The organism is Bacillus licheniformis DSM 13 = ATCC 14580 (assembly GCF_000011645.1).
GTDB classification, from domain to species: Bacteria; Bacillota; Bacilli; order Bacillales; family Bacillaceae; genus Bacillus; species Bacillus licheniformis.
Genome location: NC_006270.3, coordinates 3,753,984 through 3,771,351 on the forward strand (window position 1 = coordinate 3,753,984; position 17,368 = coordinate 3,771,351).

At 46.4% G+C, this 17,368-nt stretch carries 20 protein-coding genes; all 20 read right to left on the reverse strand.

All coding sequences use genetic code 11. The annotated features are described in order from the left end of the window. Positions 1-12: 12 nt before the first annotated feature. The 20 genes from atpG to TRNA_RS40900 all read right to left on the reverse strand — a co-directional run bounded on the left by atpG (position 13) and on the right by TRNA_RS40900 (position 17,366). Complete coding sequence (gene atpG / locus TRNA_RS40800) at positions 13-867, reverse strand: ATP synthase F1 subunit gamma (RefSeq protein ID WP_003186008.1); 855 nt, start codon at positions 865-867, stop codon at positions 13-15. A gap of 88 nt (positions 868-955) precedes the next feature. Further along, on the reverse strand, positions 956-2,464 hold the full coding sequence (gene atpA, locus TRNA_RS40805) for a F0F1 ATP synthase subunit alpha (RefSeq protein WP_003186010.1): 1,509 nt from the start codon (positions 2,462-2,464) through the stop codon (positions 956-958). Between the two features lie 7 nt (positions 2,465-2,471). Continuing rightward, entirely contained in the window at positions 2,472-3,026 is a 555-nt protein-coding gene (locus TRNA_RS40810) for a F0F1 ATP synthase subunit delta (RefSeq protein ID WP_003186011.1), read from the reverse strand. Next, positions 3,023-3,541 (reverse strand): F0F1 ATP synthase subunit B, encoded by a 519-nt coding sequence (atpF, locus tag TRNA_RS40815; protein ID WP_003186013.1) that lies wholly within the window; start codon positions 3,539-3,541, stop codon positions 3,023-3,025. The genes TRNA_RS40810 and atpF overlap by 4 nt, the downstream gene beginning before the upstream one ends. Positions 3,542-3,715: 174 nt before the next feature. Beyond that, complete coding sequence (atpE, locus tag TRNA_RS40820) at positions 3,716-3,928, reverse strand: F0F1 ATP synthase subunit C (RefSeq protein WP_003186014.1); 213 nt, start codon at positions 3,926-3,928, stop codon at positions 3,716-3,718. A gap of 49 nt (positions 3,929-3,977) precedes the next feature. Further along, positions 3,978-4,712 carry a F0F1 ATP synthase subunit A gene (gene atpB / locus TRNA_RS40825; RefSeq protein ID WP_003186015.1) on the reverse strand — a complete coding sequence of 245 codons (735 nt, stop codon included), beginning with the start codon at positions 4,710-4,712 and terminating at the stop codon, positions 3,978-3,980. A gap of 7 nt (positions 4,713-4,719) precedes the next feature. Next, complete coding sequence (locus TRNA_RS40830; RefSeq protein WP_003186016.1) at positions 4,720-5,103, reverse strand: ATP synthase subunit I; 384 nt, start codon at positions 5,101-5,103, stop codon at positions 4,720-4,722. 400 nt (positions 5,104-5,503) lie between these two features. Further along, on the reverse strand, positions 5,504-6,133 hold the full coding sequence (gene upp, locus TRNA_RS40840; RefSeq protein WP_003186017.1) for a uracil phosphoribosyltransferase: 630 nt from the start codon (positions 6,131-6,133) through the stop codon (positions 5,504-5,506). A 126-nt stretch (positions 6,134-6,259) separates the two neighbouring features. Continuing rightward, positions 6,260-7,507: a serine hydroxymethyltransferase gene (glyA, locus tag TRNA_RS40845; RefSeq protein WP_003186018.1), complete on the reverse strand. Its 1,248-nt coding sequence runs from the start codon at positions 7,505-7,507 to the stop codon at positions 6,260-6,262. A 225-nt stretch (positions 7,508-7,732) separates the two neighbouring features. Next, positions 7,733-8,275, reverse strand: a complete 543-nt coding sequence (locus TRNA_RS40850) for a TIGR01440 family protein (protein WP_003186019.1) — start codon at positions 8,273-8,275, stop codon at positions 7,733-7,735. A 15-nt stretch (positions 8,276-8,290) separates the two neighbouring features. Further along, positions 8,291-8,740, reverse strand: a complete 450-nt coding sequence (rpiB, locus tag TRNA_RS40855) for a ribose 5-phosphate isomerase B (protein WP_003186021.1) — start codon at positions 8,738-8,740, stop codon at positions 8,291-8,293. Between the two features lie 142 nt (positions 8,741-8,882). Next, positions 8,883-9,338 carry a low molecular weight protein arginine phosphatase gene (locus TRNA_RS40860; protein ID WP_009329759.1) on the reverse strand — a complete coding sequence of 152 codons (456 nt, stop codon included), beginning with the start codon at positions 9,336-9,338 and terminating at the stop codon, positions 8,883-8,885. A 150-nt stretch (positions 9,339-9,488) separates the two neighbouring features. Beyond that, positions 9,489-10,049, reverse strand: coding sequence for a manganese efflux pump MntP (locus TRNA_RS40865; protein WP_003186024.1), 561 nt, complete (start codon positions 10,047-10,049; stop codon positions 9,489-9,491). A gap of 74 nt (positions 10,050-10,123) precedes the next feature. Next, a complete protein-coding gene (locus tag TRNA_RS40870) occupies positions 10,124-11,167 on the reverse strand; it encodes an L-threonylcarbamoyladenylate synthase (protein ID WP_009329761.1) in 1,044 nt (347 codons plus the stop codon). 157 nt (positions 11,168-11,324) lie between these two features. Continuing rightward, entirely contained in the window at positions 11,325-11,768 is a 444-nt protein-coding gene (locus tag TRNA_RS40875) for a GNAT family N-acetyltransferase (RefSeq protein WP_003186027.1), read from the reverse strand. A gap of 343 nt (positions 11,769-12,111) precedes the next feature. Continuing rightward, the gene (spoIIR, locus tag TRNA_RS40880) at positions 12,112-12,777 is read right to left on the reverse strand and encodes a stage II sporulation protein R (RefSeq protein ID WP_003186028.1); all 666 of its coding nucleotides are present in this window, start codon (positions 12,775-12,777) and stop codon (positions 12,112-12,114) included. A gap of 119 nt (positions 12,778-12,896) precedes the next feature. Next, on the reverse strand, positions 12,897-14,081 hold the full coding sequence (locus tag TRNA_RS40885) for an MFS transporter (RefSeq protein ID WP_011198389.1): 1,185 nt from the start codon (positions 14,079-14,081) through the stop codon (positions 12,897-12,899). A 76-nt stretch (positions 14,082-14,157) separates the two neighbouring features. After that, positions 14,158-15,204, reverse strand: a complete 1,047-nt coding sequence (locus TRNA_RS40890; RefSeq protein ID WP_003186031.1) for a Gfo/Idh/MocA family protein — start codon at positions 15,202-15,204, stop codon at positions 14,158-14,160. Positions 15,205-15,217: 13 nt separating this feature from the next. Then, positions 15,218-16,066 carry an HAD-IIB family hydrolase gene (locus TRNA_RS40895; protein ID WP_011198390.1) on the reverse strand — a complete coding sequence of 283 codons (849 nt, stop codon included), beginning with the start codon at positions 16,064-16,066 and terminating at the stop codon, positions 15,218-15,220. Continuing rightward, a complete protein-coding gene (locus tag TRNA_RS40900) occupies positions 16,053-17,366 on the reverse strand; it encodes a DegT/DnrJ/EryC1/StrS family aminotransferase (protein ID WP_003186036.1) in 1,314 nt (437 codons plus the stop codon). Before TRNA_RS40900 ends, TRNA_RS40895 begins: the two co-directional genes overlap by 14 nt. Between the last annotated feature and the right edge of the window lie 2 nt (positions 17,367-17,368).

The window sequence follows — 17,368 nt, forward strand, 5'->3', positions numbered from 1 at the left end:
GACAAACTTTTTCTATTCTAAAGCAGCTGCACCGCCGACAATTTCCGTAATTTCCTGCGTGATGGATGCCTGACGGGCACGGTTGTATGACAGTTCAAGATCGGCGATAATCTCTTTTGCATTGTCTGTCGCATTTCTCATCGCCGTCATTCTCGCAGCATGTTCGCTCGCTTTGCTGTCAAGAAGCGCGCCAAAAATCAAGCTTTCCGCATACTGGGGAAGGAGCACTTCCAGAATCTCTTCTTCATCCGGTTCAAACTCAAATGACGTCTTTTTCTTGTTAGGCGCAATATCTGTCAAAGGCAGCAGCTTTTTCTCCGTTACCTCCTGGGAAATCGCGCTGACAAAATGGTTGTAGAACAGATACAGTTCATCAAAGGTTTCGTCAATATACATTTGCACCGTGCTGTTCGCCAAATCTTTGATTTCTGAAAACGTCACTTCGTCCCTGATCCCCGTCATTTCAGAAATGACAGGAATTCCGCGCTTTTTAAAGAAATCGCGCCCCATTCTTCCGACCGCGATGACCGCATACTCATCTTTGGATTGATGGCGTTCCTGAATCCTTTGATACGCTTTGCGGAGTACGTTTGCATTGAACGCCCCCGCCAAGCCGCGGTCAGCTGTGATGACAAGGTACCCGGTCCGCTTCACTGGGCGGCTTGACATCATCGGGTGTTTGCCGGTGTATCCGACTGCGATATCGGCAACGACTTCCTGCATTTTTTCCATATAAGGAACAAACGATTTCGCTTTGTTTTCAGCCCGGTTCAGCTTTGAAGCAGAAACCATTTCCTGGGCTTTCGTAATTTGACTCATTTTTTTATTTGAAGCAATCCTGGATTTAATATCCCGTAATGAGGCCAAAAGGTTTCACCACCTTTTTGTTTTCAAATTCCTTCGCATTGACGTGAAAAAGAGAGAAAAAGATAGCCTTTTTCTCACTTTTTATTGTTTAGTTGCTTGGCGCGAACGTACGTTTAAAGCCTTCGATTGCACCCTTCATGTCCTCATCGGCAGGAAGGTTTCCTGTCTGGGCGATTGAATCGAGCAGATCTTTATGATTTTGGTCAAGATACATAAAGAGCTCTTCTTCAAAACGTTTGATATCCTCAACAGGCACATCATCAAGGAAGCCTCTTGTCAGAGCATAGAGAATCGCAACCTGCTTTTCAACGCGAAGCGGTTTGTGCAGATCCTGTTTAAGTACTTCAACCGTACGGGCACCGCGATTCAGCTTCGCCTGTGTCGCTTTATCCAAATCTGAGCCGAATTGTGCGAATGCTTCAAGCTCACGGTATGATGCCAAATCAAGGCGCAGCGTACCGGCAACTTTCTTCATCGCTTTGATTTGCGCGGACCCGCCGACACGGGATACAGACAATCCCGGGTTGACCGCAGGACGCACGCCAGAGAAGAACAAATCAGACTGCAGGAAGATTTGTCCGTCAGTGATCGAAATGACGTTTGTCGGAATGTACGCCGAAATGTCGCCTGCTTGCGTTTCAACGAACGGAAGTGCCGTTAAAGATCCTCCGCCTTTGGCGTCGCTCAATTTTGCAGCGCGTTCAAGCAAACGGGAGTGAAGATAGAATACATCCCCAGGGAATGCTTCACGACCAGGAGGACGGCGAAGAAGCAAGGACAGTTCACGATATGCGGTAGCCTGTTTTGAAAGGTCGTCATACACAACCAGCACGTGCTTGCCGTTGTACATGAATTCCTCTCCCATCGCAACCCCTGCATACGGCGCGAGGTACAATAGAGGGGCAGGCTGTGAAGCGGAAGCCGTCACAACGATCGTATAGTCAAGGGCGCCGTGTTTGCGAAGCGTTTCGACAACGCCGCGGACTGTCGATTCTTTCTGACCGATCGCGACATAGATACAAATCATATCCTGGTCTTTCTGATTCAGAATTGTATCGATCGCAATCGACGTTTTACCCGTTTGACGGTCACCGATAATCAGCTCACGCTGGCCGCGGCCGATCGGAATTAAAGCATCGATTGATTTGATCCCCGTTTGAAGCGGCTCGTGTACGGATTTACGATCCATAACTCCAGGAGCCGGGCTTTCGATCGGACGGGTTTTGCTTGTGAGAACCGGGCCCATTCCGTCAACAGGCTGGCCGAGCGGGTTGACAACGCGGCCGAGCAGCTCTTCGCCGACAGGGACTTCCATGATCCGGCCGGTTCTTTTAACTTCGTCACCTTCACGGATGTCTTTGTAAGGTCCCAAAATAACGATACCTACATTTGATTCTTCAAGGTTCTGAGCTAAGCCCAGCACACCGTTTGAAAATTCGACAAGCTCACCTGCCATACAGTTATCAAGGCCGTGTACGCGTGCGATACCGTCACCGACCTGAATTACCGTACCTACGTCGTGAACTTCTATTTCAGACTGATAGTTTTCAATTTGCTGTTTTATGAGAGTGCTAATTTCTTCAGCTTTGATGCTCACTTAGGTTTCACCCCTTCTTTCGATTTTCGCCTGCTAATTGACGTTCTATCCGGTCAAGCTTTCCTCTTACACTGCCGTCATAAATGCGGTTCCCGATGCGGATTTTCACACCGCCGATCAGATCCGGATTCACTTCGTTTCTGACGCGCAGTGAAGCGGCGCCTGCTTCTTTTGCAAACACTTGAGAAAAAGAGGAAATTTCCTCTTCGCTGAGCGGTTTTACAGAGTATACGATCGCATCTTCCGTCCCGCGGAACCGGTTCGCCATTTTGACATATTCGTCCGCGAGATCCGGGACGATTGACGTGCGGCTGCGGTCAACGAGAAGATAAAGCGTATGTAAGACTGCAGTCGAAACGGATCCGAACGAGTCTTTTAAAATCTGCTTTTTCTTTTCAGCGGGCACTTTAGGATGACCCAGAACGGCATTGAGGTCTTTATGCTCAATAAATATCTTCTTAACGACGGTCAGCTCTTCTTCTATTTCATTGACCAGCTTGGATTCAAGGGCAATGTCAAACAGAGCGGCTGCGTAGCGTTTGGAGACAGCTGATTGGCTCATCGGCTTTCTCCTACTTCTTTAAGATAGTCTTGGATCAATTTTTCCTGGGCTTGTTCGTCCAGCTCTTTTTCGATTACTTTAGAAGCGATCATCACAGACAATGATGCAACCTGCTCGCGCAGCGCGGTGACAGCCTGGTCTCTTTCTTTGACGATCTCGCTTCTGGCTGATTCTTTCATGCGTTCTGCTTCCTGGCGCGCAGCCTTGATGATTTCATCCTTTTGCTGTTCACCCAGTTTTTTCGCGTTTTCAATCAGAGACTGGGATTCTTCGCGTGCTTCTTTCAAAAGCGCCTGCTGCTCCTCAATGAGCTTCTTCGCTTCTTCATTCTTTTTCTCGGCAGAGGAGATCTCTCCGGTAATGTAGTCTTCACGCTCTTTCATTATATTTAATAGCGGCCCTAAAGCGTATTTCTTCAAGAGCGCTAACAAAATCAGCATGGCAACAAGCTGGAACAGCATTGTTCCGGCGTTAAACCCTACTCCTGCACCCATAACCTGTGGTAAAAAAGACATCGAATACGGCAACTCCCTTCTTGCAGATTATCTCTCCGAGGCCATCGAAAAATGTTCTCCCTCTTTTTTCAGGAGGGTGATTCTTCCGGCCGTTATGACAGTTCAAGCAACCATAAAGCAATGGCGAAGGCCTCTTGCAGTGATCTTCGCCATTTACCAGTTTTATATTCGCTTTTAGCTGAAGAACGCTAAGAACGCGATAACAACAGCGATAATCGGAAGGGCCTCAACCAATGCTACCCCGATGAACATAAGGGTTCTCAATTCTTTTCCAGCCTCAGGCTGACGAGCGATTCCTTCTACTGTACGCGATACGATAAGTCCGTTACCAATACCTGCACCAAGTGCACCTAATCCAATTGCGATTGCAGCTGCTATTAAACTCATGAAAAAGTTCCTCCTTTAAATTGTTATCCTTAGCGGATATGTCTTATTTTTAGTGTTCATGACTTACTTTGTGAGACATGTAAACCATTGTTAACATCGTGAAGATGAATGCCTGGATTGTACCTACGAACAAGCTGAACGCCTGCCATACGATCATCGGCACAACCGCTCCAATGGTTCCAACCAGCCCCAGGAAAATGCTTTGAGAATAGAAGTTGGTTGCCAGTCCGGCAAGAAGGCCGAGCAGAATTTCGCCGGCGAAAATATTACCGTAAAGACGCAATCCCAATGTTAATGTGTTCGCAAATTCTTCAATGATTTTGAGCGGCACTAAATATGGAATTGGTCTGAAGAAATCTTTGGTATACTCCCCCAACCCTTTCCTTTTCACTCCGTAGTAATGAGTGAGGCCTACTACCATGACGGCGAGGGTTAAAGTAACCGCCGGATCGGCCGTAGGGGATTTCCACCATAATTCGTGGCCTACTGTTATGGAAAACGGAAGGCCGAGCATGTTGGCAACAAATATGTACATCAGCAGGGTTATGCCAAGGGCGAGAAAGTCTCTGCCGACTTTAAGATCCATTGTGCTGCCGATAATATTGCGAACAAAGTCGACAATCCACTCCATAAAGTTCTGAGCTTTCGTCGGCCGGATCGCGAGTGTTCTTGTGGTCAGCACCGCTATCAGAAAGACGATGATGCTTGTCACAGTAATCATTAGAATGCTAGTTAAATCAAAATTGAGGCCTAAGAAATTAACAATTCTAGATTCGTGATTCAAAGGGTTTTCACCTCTCTTCCATTGATGAACGTTTTAGCTGGATAAAGGAATCTATCATAATGACAGGATAAATTGTCATCAACCCCACAATGACGCCTGCCAAATGAATATATTCAGGGTATTTATAAGCAATGGCCGCCGCGATAATGGCGTTGCACAATCTGGAAGCAGTCCCGAGAGAACGGATCATTTTGCCCTTTGCCACTGCTTTATCGAAGGCCTGCATCCTTTTGGCCAGCAGCCAGAGATTGAAATAGCTGAAAACAGTGCCGGTAATCAGGCCTAAAAAAATTGCCTGATATGGCAGAAATCCATAGCCTAACACGCAGACTGCTAAAATATATAGGACATATTTTTGTTGCCTACGGAATGAAAGACTCGCATCGGTCATCAAATACGCTCCTGATGTGAAAATTTTAAATCTATCTTACGATTACGGTAAACTAGGCGGTCTGACCATTTTACAGAACGTAGTGTTCTGCTCAAGACTTCACACAGTCCGAAAATTCTTGGGCCGGTGATCTGTCTGTCGCCTGCAAATATGGGGTTTTCAAAGGATTTTAACAGAGGACTGGTCATTATGATAACCGCTATGAAAACCTTATCATAATAGCCTATTTTAGCATACAATAGCCCCCCTGAGGTGTCAATCTGTTTAAAGTTAAAAAACTATTCATAATCACAGCAGCTCTCACAAAATGTTCACAAATTCGCCTCATTTAAGACGCACACATGTTTAATTATGGTATAAAACACAAAAAAAGAAAACCCTTTTTCAGGATTTTCTTACATTATTTCGTTCCGAACATGCGGTCTCCGGCGTCGCCCAATCCGGGAACGATATATCCTTTTTCATTTAGTTTTTCATCCAGAGCGGCAATGTAAATGTCAACGTCAGGATGATGCTTCTGCACTTCGTCTACACCTTCCGGGGCAGCGATCAGACACATAAAGCGGATATTTTTTGCGCCGCGTTTTTTCAAGCTGTTCAGCGCCTCTACCGCCGAACCTCCGGTTGCCAGCATCGGATCGACGACGATGAATTCGCGTTCTTCAACATCGGATGGAAGCTTGACATAATACTCAACAGGCTTCAATGTTTCAGGATCACGGTAAAGCCCGACATGTCCGACTTTTGCAGCAGGAATCAGCTTCAAAATTCCGTCTACCATTCCAAGCCCTGCTCTCAGAATCGGAACAACCCCGAGTTTTTTTCCGGCGATGACGTTTGACTTTGCCATTTGCACAGGAGTCTCTACATTCACTTCCTCCAGCGGCAGGTCTCGCGTAATCTCAAATGCCATCAGCGTTGCAACCTCATCAACAAGCTCTCTGAATTCTTTCGTTCCGGTCTTTACGTCCCGGATGTATGTAAGCTTATGCTGTATAAGAGGGTGATCAAACACATATACCTTTCCCATATCCGTCTTCAGCTCCTTTTTTCACACACTTCTATTGATTCTACATAAAAAAACAGCTTGTTTCAACAAAAATCAGGAGACAATTTTATGAAAAAAGCCGCCCCTTTTCGGAGCGGCGCAAATATCTTAGTAATCAAGCCCGGTATACAACGGGAATCTGTTTGTCAGCGCTTCTACACGCTGTTTTGCTTCTTCAAGTTTCGCTTCGTCTTCATGGTTTTTAAGGGCAAGCGCAATGATCGCTCCCACTTCTTCGATCGCTTCCAGATCAAAGCCGCGGCTCGTCACAGCTGCTGTACCGACGCGGATTCCGCTCGTAACGAAAGGTTTTTCAGGATCATAAGGAATCGCGTTTTTGTTGACGGTGATGCCGACTTCATCAAGTACATTTTCAGCCACTTTTCCGGTAATGCCGAGAGAGCGCAGGTCGACCAGCACAAGATGGTTATCCGTTCCGCCGGATACGAGCTCGATACCCTCTTTTTTCAATGTTTCAGCCAAGCGCTTCGCATTGTTGATGACATTTTGGGCATATGTTTTGAATTCGTCCTTTAAAGCTTCGCCAAAGGAAACAGCCTTTGCAGCGATCACGTGCATTAACGGTCCGCCTTGAATTCCAGGGAAGATCGACTTGTCAATTTGTTTCGCAAACTCTTCACGGCAAAGAATCATGCCGCCGCGCGGTCCGCGAAGCGTTTTATGAGTTGTCGTCGTCACAAAGTCAGCGTAAGGAACAGGATTCGGGTGAAGACCTGCTGCTACAAGTCCGGCGATATGCGCCATGTCCACCATCACATAGGCTCCGACTTCATCAGCGATTTCGCGGAACTTTTTAAAATCGATGGTGCGCGGATATGCGCTTGCTCCGGCCACGATCAGCTTAGGCTTATGTTTGAGCGCCTTTTCACGGACATCTTCGTAATCAATATACTGCGTCTCTTTATCAACGCCGTATTCAACGAAGTTGTACTGAACACCGCTGAAGTTGACAGGGCTGCCGTGCGTTAAATGTCCGCCGTGAGCAAGGTTCATTCCCAACACAGTGTCACCGTGCTCCAAAATCGTGAAGTATACCGCCATGTTCGCTTGTGCGCCGGAATGCGGCTGAACGTTGACGTGCTCGGCGCCGAAAATCTGCTTGGCGCGGTCGCGCGCGATATCCTCTGCCACGTCTACATGCTCACAACCGCCGTAGTAGCGTTTACCAGGATATCCTTCCGCATATTTATTAGTTAAAACCGAGCCTTGAGCTTCCATAACCGCTTCGCTTACAAAGTTTTCAGAAGCGATCAGCTCAATCTTCGACTGTTGACGTTTCCGCTCATCTTGAATGGCGCTAAAAACTTGTTCATCTTGCGCAGGTAAATGTTTCATCAGCGAGATCCTCTCCTATCTGTTTCCATTTCGTTAATTATACCATCTCATTGTACACGGTTTTTCATGCAAATGTAAGAGATTATTTTTAAAATTCGTTTTTTATTATTGGAAAAACCGAATATTAAACGAATAGACAAATCATATAGTTCGATATATCATTTGTTTAAAAAATTATTCTAATAAAGAAAAAAGCCTGTCCGGCTCTTCCCCCCGCTTCTTCCGCTACTCCGCTTCATAGACGGCGCGGACGCCTCCAATCAGCTTCGGCCTTGTCCGCGCAAGCGTCACGTGCGCTTCGCCTAGCTGTTTTTGAGAGACGCGGACAGGAACGGCAACAGGCTTTAAATGCATTCCTATAAACGTGTCGCCGATGTCGATCCCCGCATCGGCCTCTATTTGTTCAACAAGAACAGGAGCCTTCATATGTTTATAGGCATATGAAGCCATCGATCCCCCCGCTTTCGGGACAGGAATGGCGAAAACAACGGGAAGACGGTATGCTTTCGCCGTTTCTTCCTCGACAACCAACGCCCTGTTTAAATGTTCGCAGCACTGAAAAGCGAGGGCGATTCCTGTTCTGTCCCTGAGCTCTTCCAGTCCTTTGTAGACCGCTTCAGCGATTTGTTCGCTTCCCGAAGTGCCGATGCGCCTTCCGGCCACCTCGCTTGTGCTGCAGCCGATGACGACGATGTGGCCTTCGCGCAAATTCGCTTGCTGATGAAATTCATCTAATATAGAACGCCATGTCTGTTCAAGATTTTTCATGATTGACGACACCCTTTATTCATGCTTGTCTTCATAATCGGCGATTTTTCCGATGCGGACGGCGTGCCGCCCGGCTGAAAACTCAGTCGTAAGCCAAACCTTTGCAATCTCTCTCGCTAAACCAGGGCCGATGACCCGTTCACCCATCGCAAGAACATTCGTGTCATTGTGCTCTCTTGTCATTTTGGCGCTGAAAACGTCGTGGACAAGGGCGCAGCGGATGCCTTTTACTTTATTGGCGGAAATGCTCATGCCGATTCCTGTTCCGCATATTAAAATGCCTCTGTCGGCTTCCCCGTTCGCCACTTTTTGCGCGACCGGAAACGCATAATCCGGGTAGTCCACAGATCCTGAACCGCATTCGCAGCCGTAATCTTCGTATTCGATGTTCAATTCGTCCATCAATGCCATAATTTCTTTTCTGATATTGATTCCGCCGTGATCTGATGCAATGATTACTTTCATTGGAATGACTCCTCCTCGTTTAATGTGCCGCCAAAAGTCTCGCAGAAACCGTTAAGCCAGCATACAGCCGTTATATACTTCTGATTGATCATGTCTATTGTACCCGCTGCCGCTTGATTTGCAAACGCTCCTTAGCCAGCTTCTATTCCTGAGATTTCTTCGCAAGCATTTCCGCCAATTTTCTCAGCAGCTGCTCCAGCTCATCTCTCGTTCTTTGATAGTCGCTGAGAGAACCGCCGAACGGGTCAATAATGTCCCCGCCATCTCCATTAACATACTCTTTCAGCGTATAGATCTTATCTTGGCTCTTTGAAAATTCATGTACTGCCAGCTGCTTGTGCTGCTCTGTCATCGTCAGAACAAGATCAGCCCATTCCACCTTCTCCTCGGAAAGCTGTGAAGATGTATGATTCAGAGCGATGTTTTTTTCAAAAAGCGCTTCGACAGCATATAAAGAAGCTTTTCCGTTTTCAGGAGCAAACAACCCGGCAGATTTGACGGAGACATCCAGATTTTTTTCGGCAGCCGCAGATTTAAAGAGCGCTTCGGCCATCGGGCTGCGGCACGTATTTCCAGTACAGACAAATAATATGTTCAATCTTGTTCACTCCTTTGTTTCATATTATAAAGGATTCAGACGGAAAATAATAAAATCCGCTCCAGAAATCAAAAAAGAGGGGATCTCCCCCTCTTTTTCTAAGTTCCATTATGTTATGCAAAACAGAAAAAAGATTTTCCCATCTTTCAATTAAATGGGCAGCAAAAGCTTCAGACCGAAGCTCAGCAAGATGGCTCCTCCGAGCGCTTCGCTGTAGGCGCCGAGCCACGTTTGAACCTTTTTTCCAAGCAGAAGGCCCGCCCAAGTTAACACCATGCTGAACAAACCGAACAGAAAGATCGTTAATATCGGTTTCGTTCCGTAGAGGCCGAGGCTGAGACCGACTGAAAAGCTGTCAAGGCTGACGCCGACGGCAAAAACGAACAAGCCGAAGCCGTGCGGAGAGATGATCTGCTCCCCGCTTTTATTAAAAGATGCGACAATCATCTGAATGCCCAGCACCAATAAAAGAGCTCCCCCAATATATCCCGCCAGCGCACCAAGCGCACCCGAAAGAAACTGTCCCGCAATCATTCCGCCAAGCGGCATGATGACATGGAACAATCCAATAATGACGCCGATTTGAAAAACCTGGTTCCTTTTCAGCTTGGCCATTCCCATTCCAAGACCGACTGAAAAGGCATCCATGCCGAGTGCAAAAGCCATCATCGAAAGCGTCAGGATTTCGCCTATTAACACATCAACATTCATGCAATTCCCCCTTGGACACGCCAGCTTTTCTAGCTTATGCACGTCCAAAGGCAGATAGAACACCCCCGCTTAGGCTACGCTTCGATTACGCGGTGGCCGGCCGCTTTCAACAGCCGGTTCATAATCGCCCGGCCCACTCCTTCCTCAGGAAAAGACTCCGCAAAAATAAAATCGAGACGTTCTTCATCAAAGCTGCGGAGAACGTCATACAAACCGGCGGCAACCGTTTCAAGTCGGTCTCTTCTGCCGCAGATGCGGACGGCATCGGCCTGATAGACATCGGCCCGTTCCTCTGTCGTAAGGACACCGACTTTCATCCCGTCTTTCTGATATTGGTCGATCAGCCGTTGAATATCCTCAACTCCCCCGTTCACAATAGCAAGAGGTGCTTCCGGTGCATAATGCGTATATTTCATCCCGGGAGACATAGGCGCCTTTTTTTCGTCGGTGAGGCCCTGGTCAATCAAGACGGGGCCGGCCGCTTCTTCGAGCTGCTCTTTTGTGACGCCGCCCGGCCTCAAAATGACCGGAATTTCACCGGTGCATGAAACAACTGTTGATTCAACCCCTACTCCTGTAGGGCCGCCGTCAACGACACCCGCAATCCGTCCATTCAAATCGTTGACGACATGCTCGGCTTTCGTCGGACTCGGTTTTCCGGACAGATTTGCGCTCGGGGCAGCCACCGGAACGCCGGCCTGTCTAATCAGCTCAAGCGCCACAGGATGATCAGGCATTCTAACCGCGACCGTGTCGAGCCCCGCCGTCACCCTTGTGGATAACACCCCGGGCTTGCACGGCAGCACAAGGGTCAGCGGCCCGGGCCAAAAACGCTTCATCAGCATTTCGGCCTGAGGCGAATCAACTTCCGCAAATTCTGCAAGCTGTTCAATTTCAGCGATGTGGACAATGAGCGGATTGTCGCTCGGCCGCCCTTTCGCTTCGTATATTTTAGCTACTGCTTCGCTGTGTTTGGCGTTTGCACCAAGACCGTAAACAGTCTCTGTCGGAAAAGCAACCGTTTCATTTTGCTGAAGCAGTCTTGCCGCCTGTGCAATTTGTGGACAGTTTGTGGACAAATCGCGTTTTACATCCACAGTCCATACTTTTGTTTTCATTAACATCAAAACTCCCTTAACAAAACACTAAAAACGTTAATAATTCATGTAAATCATGTTGAAAGTATAAAAGATGAAAGAAAAGAAAACAAGCGTTGTCCACATTTTGTGGATAACGCTTTTGAATCCGTGGATATCTCTGTGTATAAGTTAACGGCTAATTTGACGTTTTCTCCATTAAAACCGCTCCGTTTACGTTCAGTGAGTCTGAAACATGCTCGGATTCATCCAGCTCATCAGGAATTGCCGCAGCTTGTTTAAAACCGAGCACTTCAAGGAAATCCATCGATGTTCGCTTATTGGCTACTAAATAAAGGGTTTGGATTCCTCGCTTTTCGCACAATACCTGCATGCTTTGAAACAAGGAAACGATGTGGCCTTGGCTGAGCTTGTCAGACACGACAAGCGAGCGCAGCAGTCCTTTTTTGTTTTCAAATTCCTCCATTCCGAGGCAGGCGACGATTTCATCGGGAGGGTCTTCCATCATGATAAACTGGCTCTTCGCTTCCTCAAGACCCTTATGGCTTGTCCCCGCCTTTTTTAAAAATGCTTCGATCGCATTCATGTCTTTCGTTTCCGCTAACCTCAATTGGTAGAACATCTTTTCACCCCGTTTTTTAACTTCTCTATCCAATCTATGAGGGCGACAGTAAAATATACCTTTTGATTTGGAAGAATGCCGGCTATTCATTTTTCAATTTTGATTAGCAGGAACCAACGCTTTGAATGAGTATGCAAATGAACGCTGTACTGGTGATAAGACAGTTTCTCTTCTGCCGGCAATGTGATTGGCACATCAGAAAGGGGCAAAAGGTGTATATCCGAAAAGCAGTATTTCCCCTGAACCGTTTTGGAAAATTATATCATATTCAAAAGCTTCAATAACCATCATGAAAAAACAAACAGTAAAAAACCGCCCTGCACACGAAAGCAAGGCGGTCCTTTTAAGAAAAAAGCCCGGTAATCCATTCGACAAGAAAAAATTTCACTTCTTTGTCTTCTTTATCTTTATCTATGCCAGATACCGTTTCATCCGCCGCGTCTGTTTTTTCTTCCCGGCGGTCTTCTCCGGCAGCGGTTTGTTCGTCTTCAGGCGACTTTACGGCTTCCCCATTGGAAAAATCAAGAAAGCAAAGTGGCGGAAACAGGACGCACCACCAGTTGGCTCCCTCTCCCTTGCCTAATGTAATTAAAACAGCCTCATATTCTCCGGCCGGATACACCATATTGCCGTATAGCTTTGTCGGAAATGAAACACGATCAAAACGGACAGACACGGATTGCCGAACATTTTCGCGTTTCATGACATCCATGGCAACCTCTTGGATTTCAGGCAGCTTCGACCTGATGACTTGTCTCGCTTCCTCAACCGAGGTCAGGTTTTCCACCCATTTCGTAATTTGTTTATTGACCTCATCCCTGATTTTGCGTTTGACGCTCTGGTCGCTCCCGCTGTCGCTGTTTGCCAAAATCCGCAGCCGAATCGCTTCATCAGGAATCACGGCAGGCTGCCCGCCTGATGATTGGGCAGTCTCTTCCGTCGTGAGATTTGCAAGCGCTCCTATTAATAAAAGAAAAATATACATACAGGCAATGTTTGATTTCTTCATTTTCCCCACCGTTCCTCTCGTTCTTCAACCTTTTCTAGCAATATTATGGTCAAAGATGGAACGGTTTAAACGGCTGCTGAAAAAAATCCTACTAAGCTTGTAATCTCTTCCTAATAAATCTACATATCCAAATGACTCTGCTTGTTTTTTTGCAGGCCGGATAAAAAAATCACCGCGCTGATCGCCAGCAGCAAGCCCCCCAATCCGCCGAACAGCAAAAACGGGAAGACAGCGGCTGCGCTTGCATCAATCGCCCAGCCGATCAAGAATGAAAGAAGCGCTCCTCCCAGACTTGCGGACGAAATGAAGAGACTCGTGATTTCCTCTGTAAAAGGCTTTCCAGCCAACGAGGCAAGAGTGACGGCGCACGGAAAAATGCCGGCTGCCGACAGCCCGATGAAAAATACGAGGAGCAGCTGTGTTTGATGAACCGGAAACCACGCGAGAATCAAAAGCAAAACAGTCAAGGCTCCGGCGCTGAAGATCAGAAAGGCAACGGAAGTTATGCGTCCGCCAAAAATACTTGTCAATAAACGTCCGCATACCATCCCCGTCCAAAAAAACGTGACGCTGATCACGCTGATTTCTTCAGCCCCTTTTTCCAGCATCAGCGCCGGCAAAAAGTTTGCGAAATTGGTCTCGATACCCGCATACACAAAAGCGAATATGAGAAAGAGGAAAATGTTTTTTTCTTTCCTTCCGGTTTCAAATATGGCTGATACAGTCGGTTTTTCCTGATAAGCCATCTGACCGGAAGCAGTGCCGGGGGTTTTTCTGCGCAAATAAACCACCCACATACACGCGAGCACAAAAACGAAGATAAATAAAGCATACAAGGGGAAATGCCAGGCATATCGTTCCGTAAGGATATAAATAAGAAAAGGAAACAGCAGCGCGCCTAATCCGAAAAAAACCTCTAAAATATTCATCCCTTTCGCATTTTTATCTTGCGCAATCACATACGCCCCCATCGTCGTTTCTAAAGTACCCGCGCCAAAGCCGAGCAAAAATCCCATGATGACAAAAAAGATGAACATATCAAAAAGGAAAACACCTAAAAGCGTAACGAGAATAAGAAGAAGGCCAAACGTCAATACAGCCGTATGAGAGGTGCGTCTGACAAACATCGGCGCAAGCAGGACGCCGTTTAGAAAACCGGTGAATTGGAAAAAGATCAGGAAGGATAGATCATGAAGATCCCGTTGATATTCTTGAATGATGTACGGTGACAGGCTCCCCAGCAGAATATGGATAACCCCTACTAGAAAATAAAACGAACAGCCGAATAGAAATATTTTTTTCATTAGACTCACTCCTTCGTTGCAGACCATAAAACCCTTGCGGCTTGGGTGGCACAGCCGGCAAGGGTCTTTCGCAATGCTAGTTTGCTTGTTTTGAAAGGGACAGCTGCTGACCTTTATTGAAAAATTCATTTAAGTAGAACTGCGTCTTGTATCCATCTTCAAAAGTGGCAAGAGATGCAAAATTGCGATCCCGAATTCCGTTCATCCATTGGATCAGCTGAACTCTGAAGGAATCGGCCCATCCGTAAAATTCATTTTCAGGGTCTGTCAGCCACGTGTCCGGCATTGTTATCATCTGCTCCGTCAATCCGGCCCTCAGCAAAAACTGATTTTTCTGCCGTGAATGATAGTAAAATACGCCGTTTTGGCCGTTGACCTCGATGCTGAAGCCGCACTCATCCGATTTTGTGCATTTTGACGTAATCATATTGACAAACACATGATTTTCAAGCTGGCCGTATACTTCTGAATGATCATCAACATATACCTGTTTTTGTTCTTTTTCTTTGACGACCGTCATCATTTTGACTTTTAAACTGTCCAGTTTAAACGGGCTGTCGAACAAATAGAGTATGAGATCGATTAAATGCACGCCCAAATCTCCTAATGCCCCGCTCGTTTTGTTGCTTTTCGAATGATCGCGCCAAGTATATTTTTTTCTTCTCAAGGCGCTGTTTTTCTTAAAATGGACATTGATGGACAAAATATCTCCAAGTTCATTGCCGGATATCATATCTTTTAGGCGCTTAACGAATGTGAGATGGCGGTAATTGAAGCCCATGATCGGAATATAAGCGGATTGAGACGCCCTGCTTTTCATCTCCTCCGCTTCTTCCATTGAGACAGCCATCGGTTTTTCACACAATACATACTTCCCTGCAGCCATCGCTTCAAGCGCATGTTCTTTATGGCAAAAGTTCGGCGATGAAACGATGACTGCCGTCGACTGATTCAACAGCTCCTGCATACTGGTAAAGGCAGTTCCTCCGTATTCAAACGCACATTTACGAGAGGCAAGCGAGTTGATATCAAAAAACCCGGAAAGCTCGGCACCTTTGACTGTTGAAAGAGCTTTCGCATGGGCTTTTGCAATTCCTCCGGCTCCTATAATTCCGATTTTCATCTAAGGACACTCCTTATCGTTTGATATGGGCTTTTAGCACTTCTAAAATTCCAGCCGTATAGCTGCCTTCTGTCATACGGGAATGGAGCGACTTGGCTTCTGCTGTCGCATTCCCCACCAGATAACCATGTCCGGTTTTTTTTAGCATATCCACATCGTTTCCGCTGTCGCCGAAAGCAAATGAATTCTCCCTCTCTATCGCGAATTTATCCAATATAAAATCCACAATGTACGGTTTGCCTGTCCGCAAGGGGATAAAGTCCACATCATAGCTGTTTTCCGGATCGCCTGCCAAAGGGTTGCAGCGATTGATATTTACTCCTATTCCATGCTCTCTTGCAAGCCGCCTGATGGCTTCAAGCGCCCTCTTATCTATGCTCTCTTCCAACGATTTATAGTAATAGTTGATTTTATAGCGGGAAAAGCCATGCTGAGTCTGAGGCACAAGCGCAATCTCATATTTTTTAGAGAGAGTCTGCTTGATTTCTTCGACCAGATCATGGGAGAAATTTGATTCTTGCAATCGGGCTTCCCAATCTTTATCAGAGACTTGGCCTTCTTCAGAGAAATAAGTGATTTCAGTGCCAAGGTCACCGGCGACAAAATGCGGAAGATATCGAAAGCCTCCCCGCTTCATTTTTGCAAGAACGGATGACAGGCTGCTCCCGGTCACCCAGCCGAGCAAAATCTTGTGATCAAGATGGTGCGAATGAATAAATGTTTCAAGGTCCATGAGCGCTTTTCTCGATTCATCGGTGATGCTGTGGGCGAAATATGTCTCATCAAAATCGCAAAATACGGCGTACTTCGGCTTGTTTACTTGCTGCAAGGTGTGAAAAGAAAGTGTTTCATGATACGACATCAATTAAGGCCTCCATTACTTTGTCTTGTTCTTCTACGGTGAGCCCCGGATAGAGAGGAAGCTGAAGCATTTGTTTATGCACTGATTCAGTGACCGGCAGTGATGTGTGCCGATAATTGGCTTTTACAAGTGGTGTGTTTTGATGATGGGATAAAATCGGGTAGTATATATCTGTTTGGACATTATGAAATTTAAGCATCATATCTTTGACTTGGTCACGATTTCCGTTTAGTATTTTAATTGTAAACAAATGCCATACATGATCATCGGTCATTTGAGGCAATTTGATCAGACCTCTGTCTTCATACTGCTGCAAATGCGCAATATAACGATCTGCTAAATATAAGCGCTTCAGATTATTTAAAGAAAGATATTTCATCCTTGCCAGTCCAATAGCGGCTTGCAGATTATCAATCTTAGCGTTAAAGCCGTAGTCAGCCGCCTTTTTATTTTTTTGATTCAGTTCAAAGCCGTGATACATATATTCCATGCATGCGGATGCAAATGATGGATCATCCGTCACAATTGCGCCGGCTTTTCCGCAAGTGCCGAGATTTTTATACGGATTGAAGCTTAATATGGAGCAAAGGCTGTTTTTTCCCAGATCGGAAACGCCGATCGCCTGGCAGGCGTCTTCAATAATCGGGATGCCGTATTTATCAGCGGTTTTTGCAATGGCTTCCATGTCAGGCAGCTTTCCATAAAGGTGTACAGGCAAAATGCATTTCGTTTTCAAAGTGACACATGCTTCAATTTCTGAAGGATCCATGCAAAATGTAACAGGGTCAATATCGCAGAAAATCGGAGTGCCTCCAGCTGCGAGCACGGCGTTTTCCGTTGCAGCAAAGCTGTTTGCAGGCATAATGACTTCATCACCTTGTCCAACACCCGCAGCCTTCAGCGCGACAATCATGGCATCGGTTCCGCTGGATGAAGCCATGACATGCTTTTTGCTCAAAAAAGCAGCTATTTCAGCTTCAAATACGCCAACATAAAAACCGCTTGTAAATTGCCCGGTCGGCAGCACGTCTTTCACCGCATGAACCACGTCATCTACTTCTTCTTCTGTGATCAGTCGATGAAGCGGCATAAAGTCAACTCTGGAGGGCGGGGAATCCATTCTGTTCAGCAAATTGGCGGTTATGTCGAATTGATCCTGCTGCAATGTCTCTTTTAATTTTTGATTGGCCAGTGTGTCGTCTATACGGCATTCACCAGCGAGCTTTCCTTCCTTCAAATCATTCAGAAGGACAAATAGCTGTTTGCTCGTGCAAGTCATGTTTTCGTTTGCGGTTTTCATCA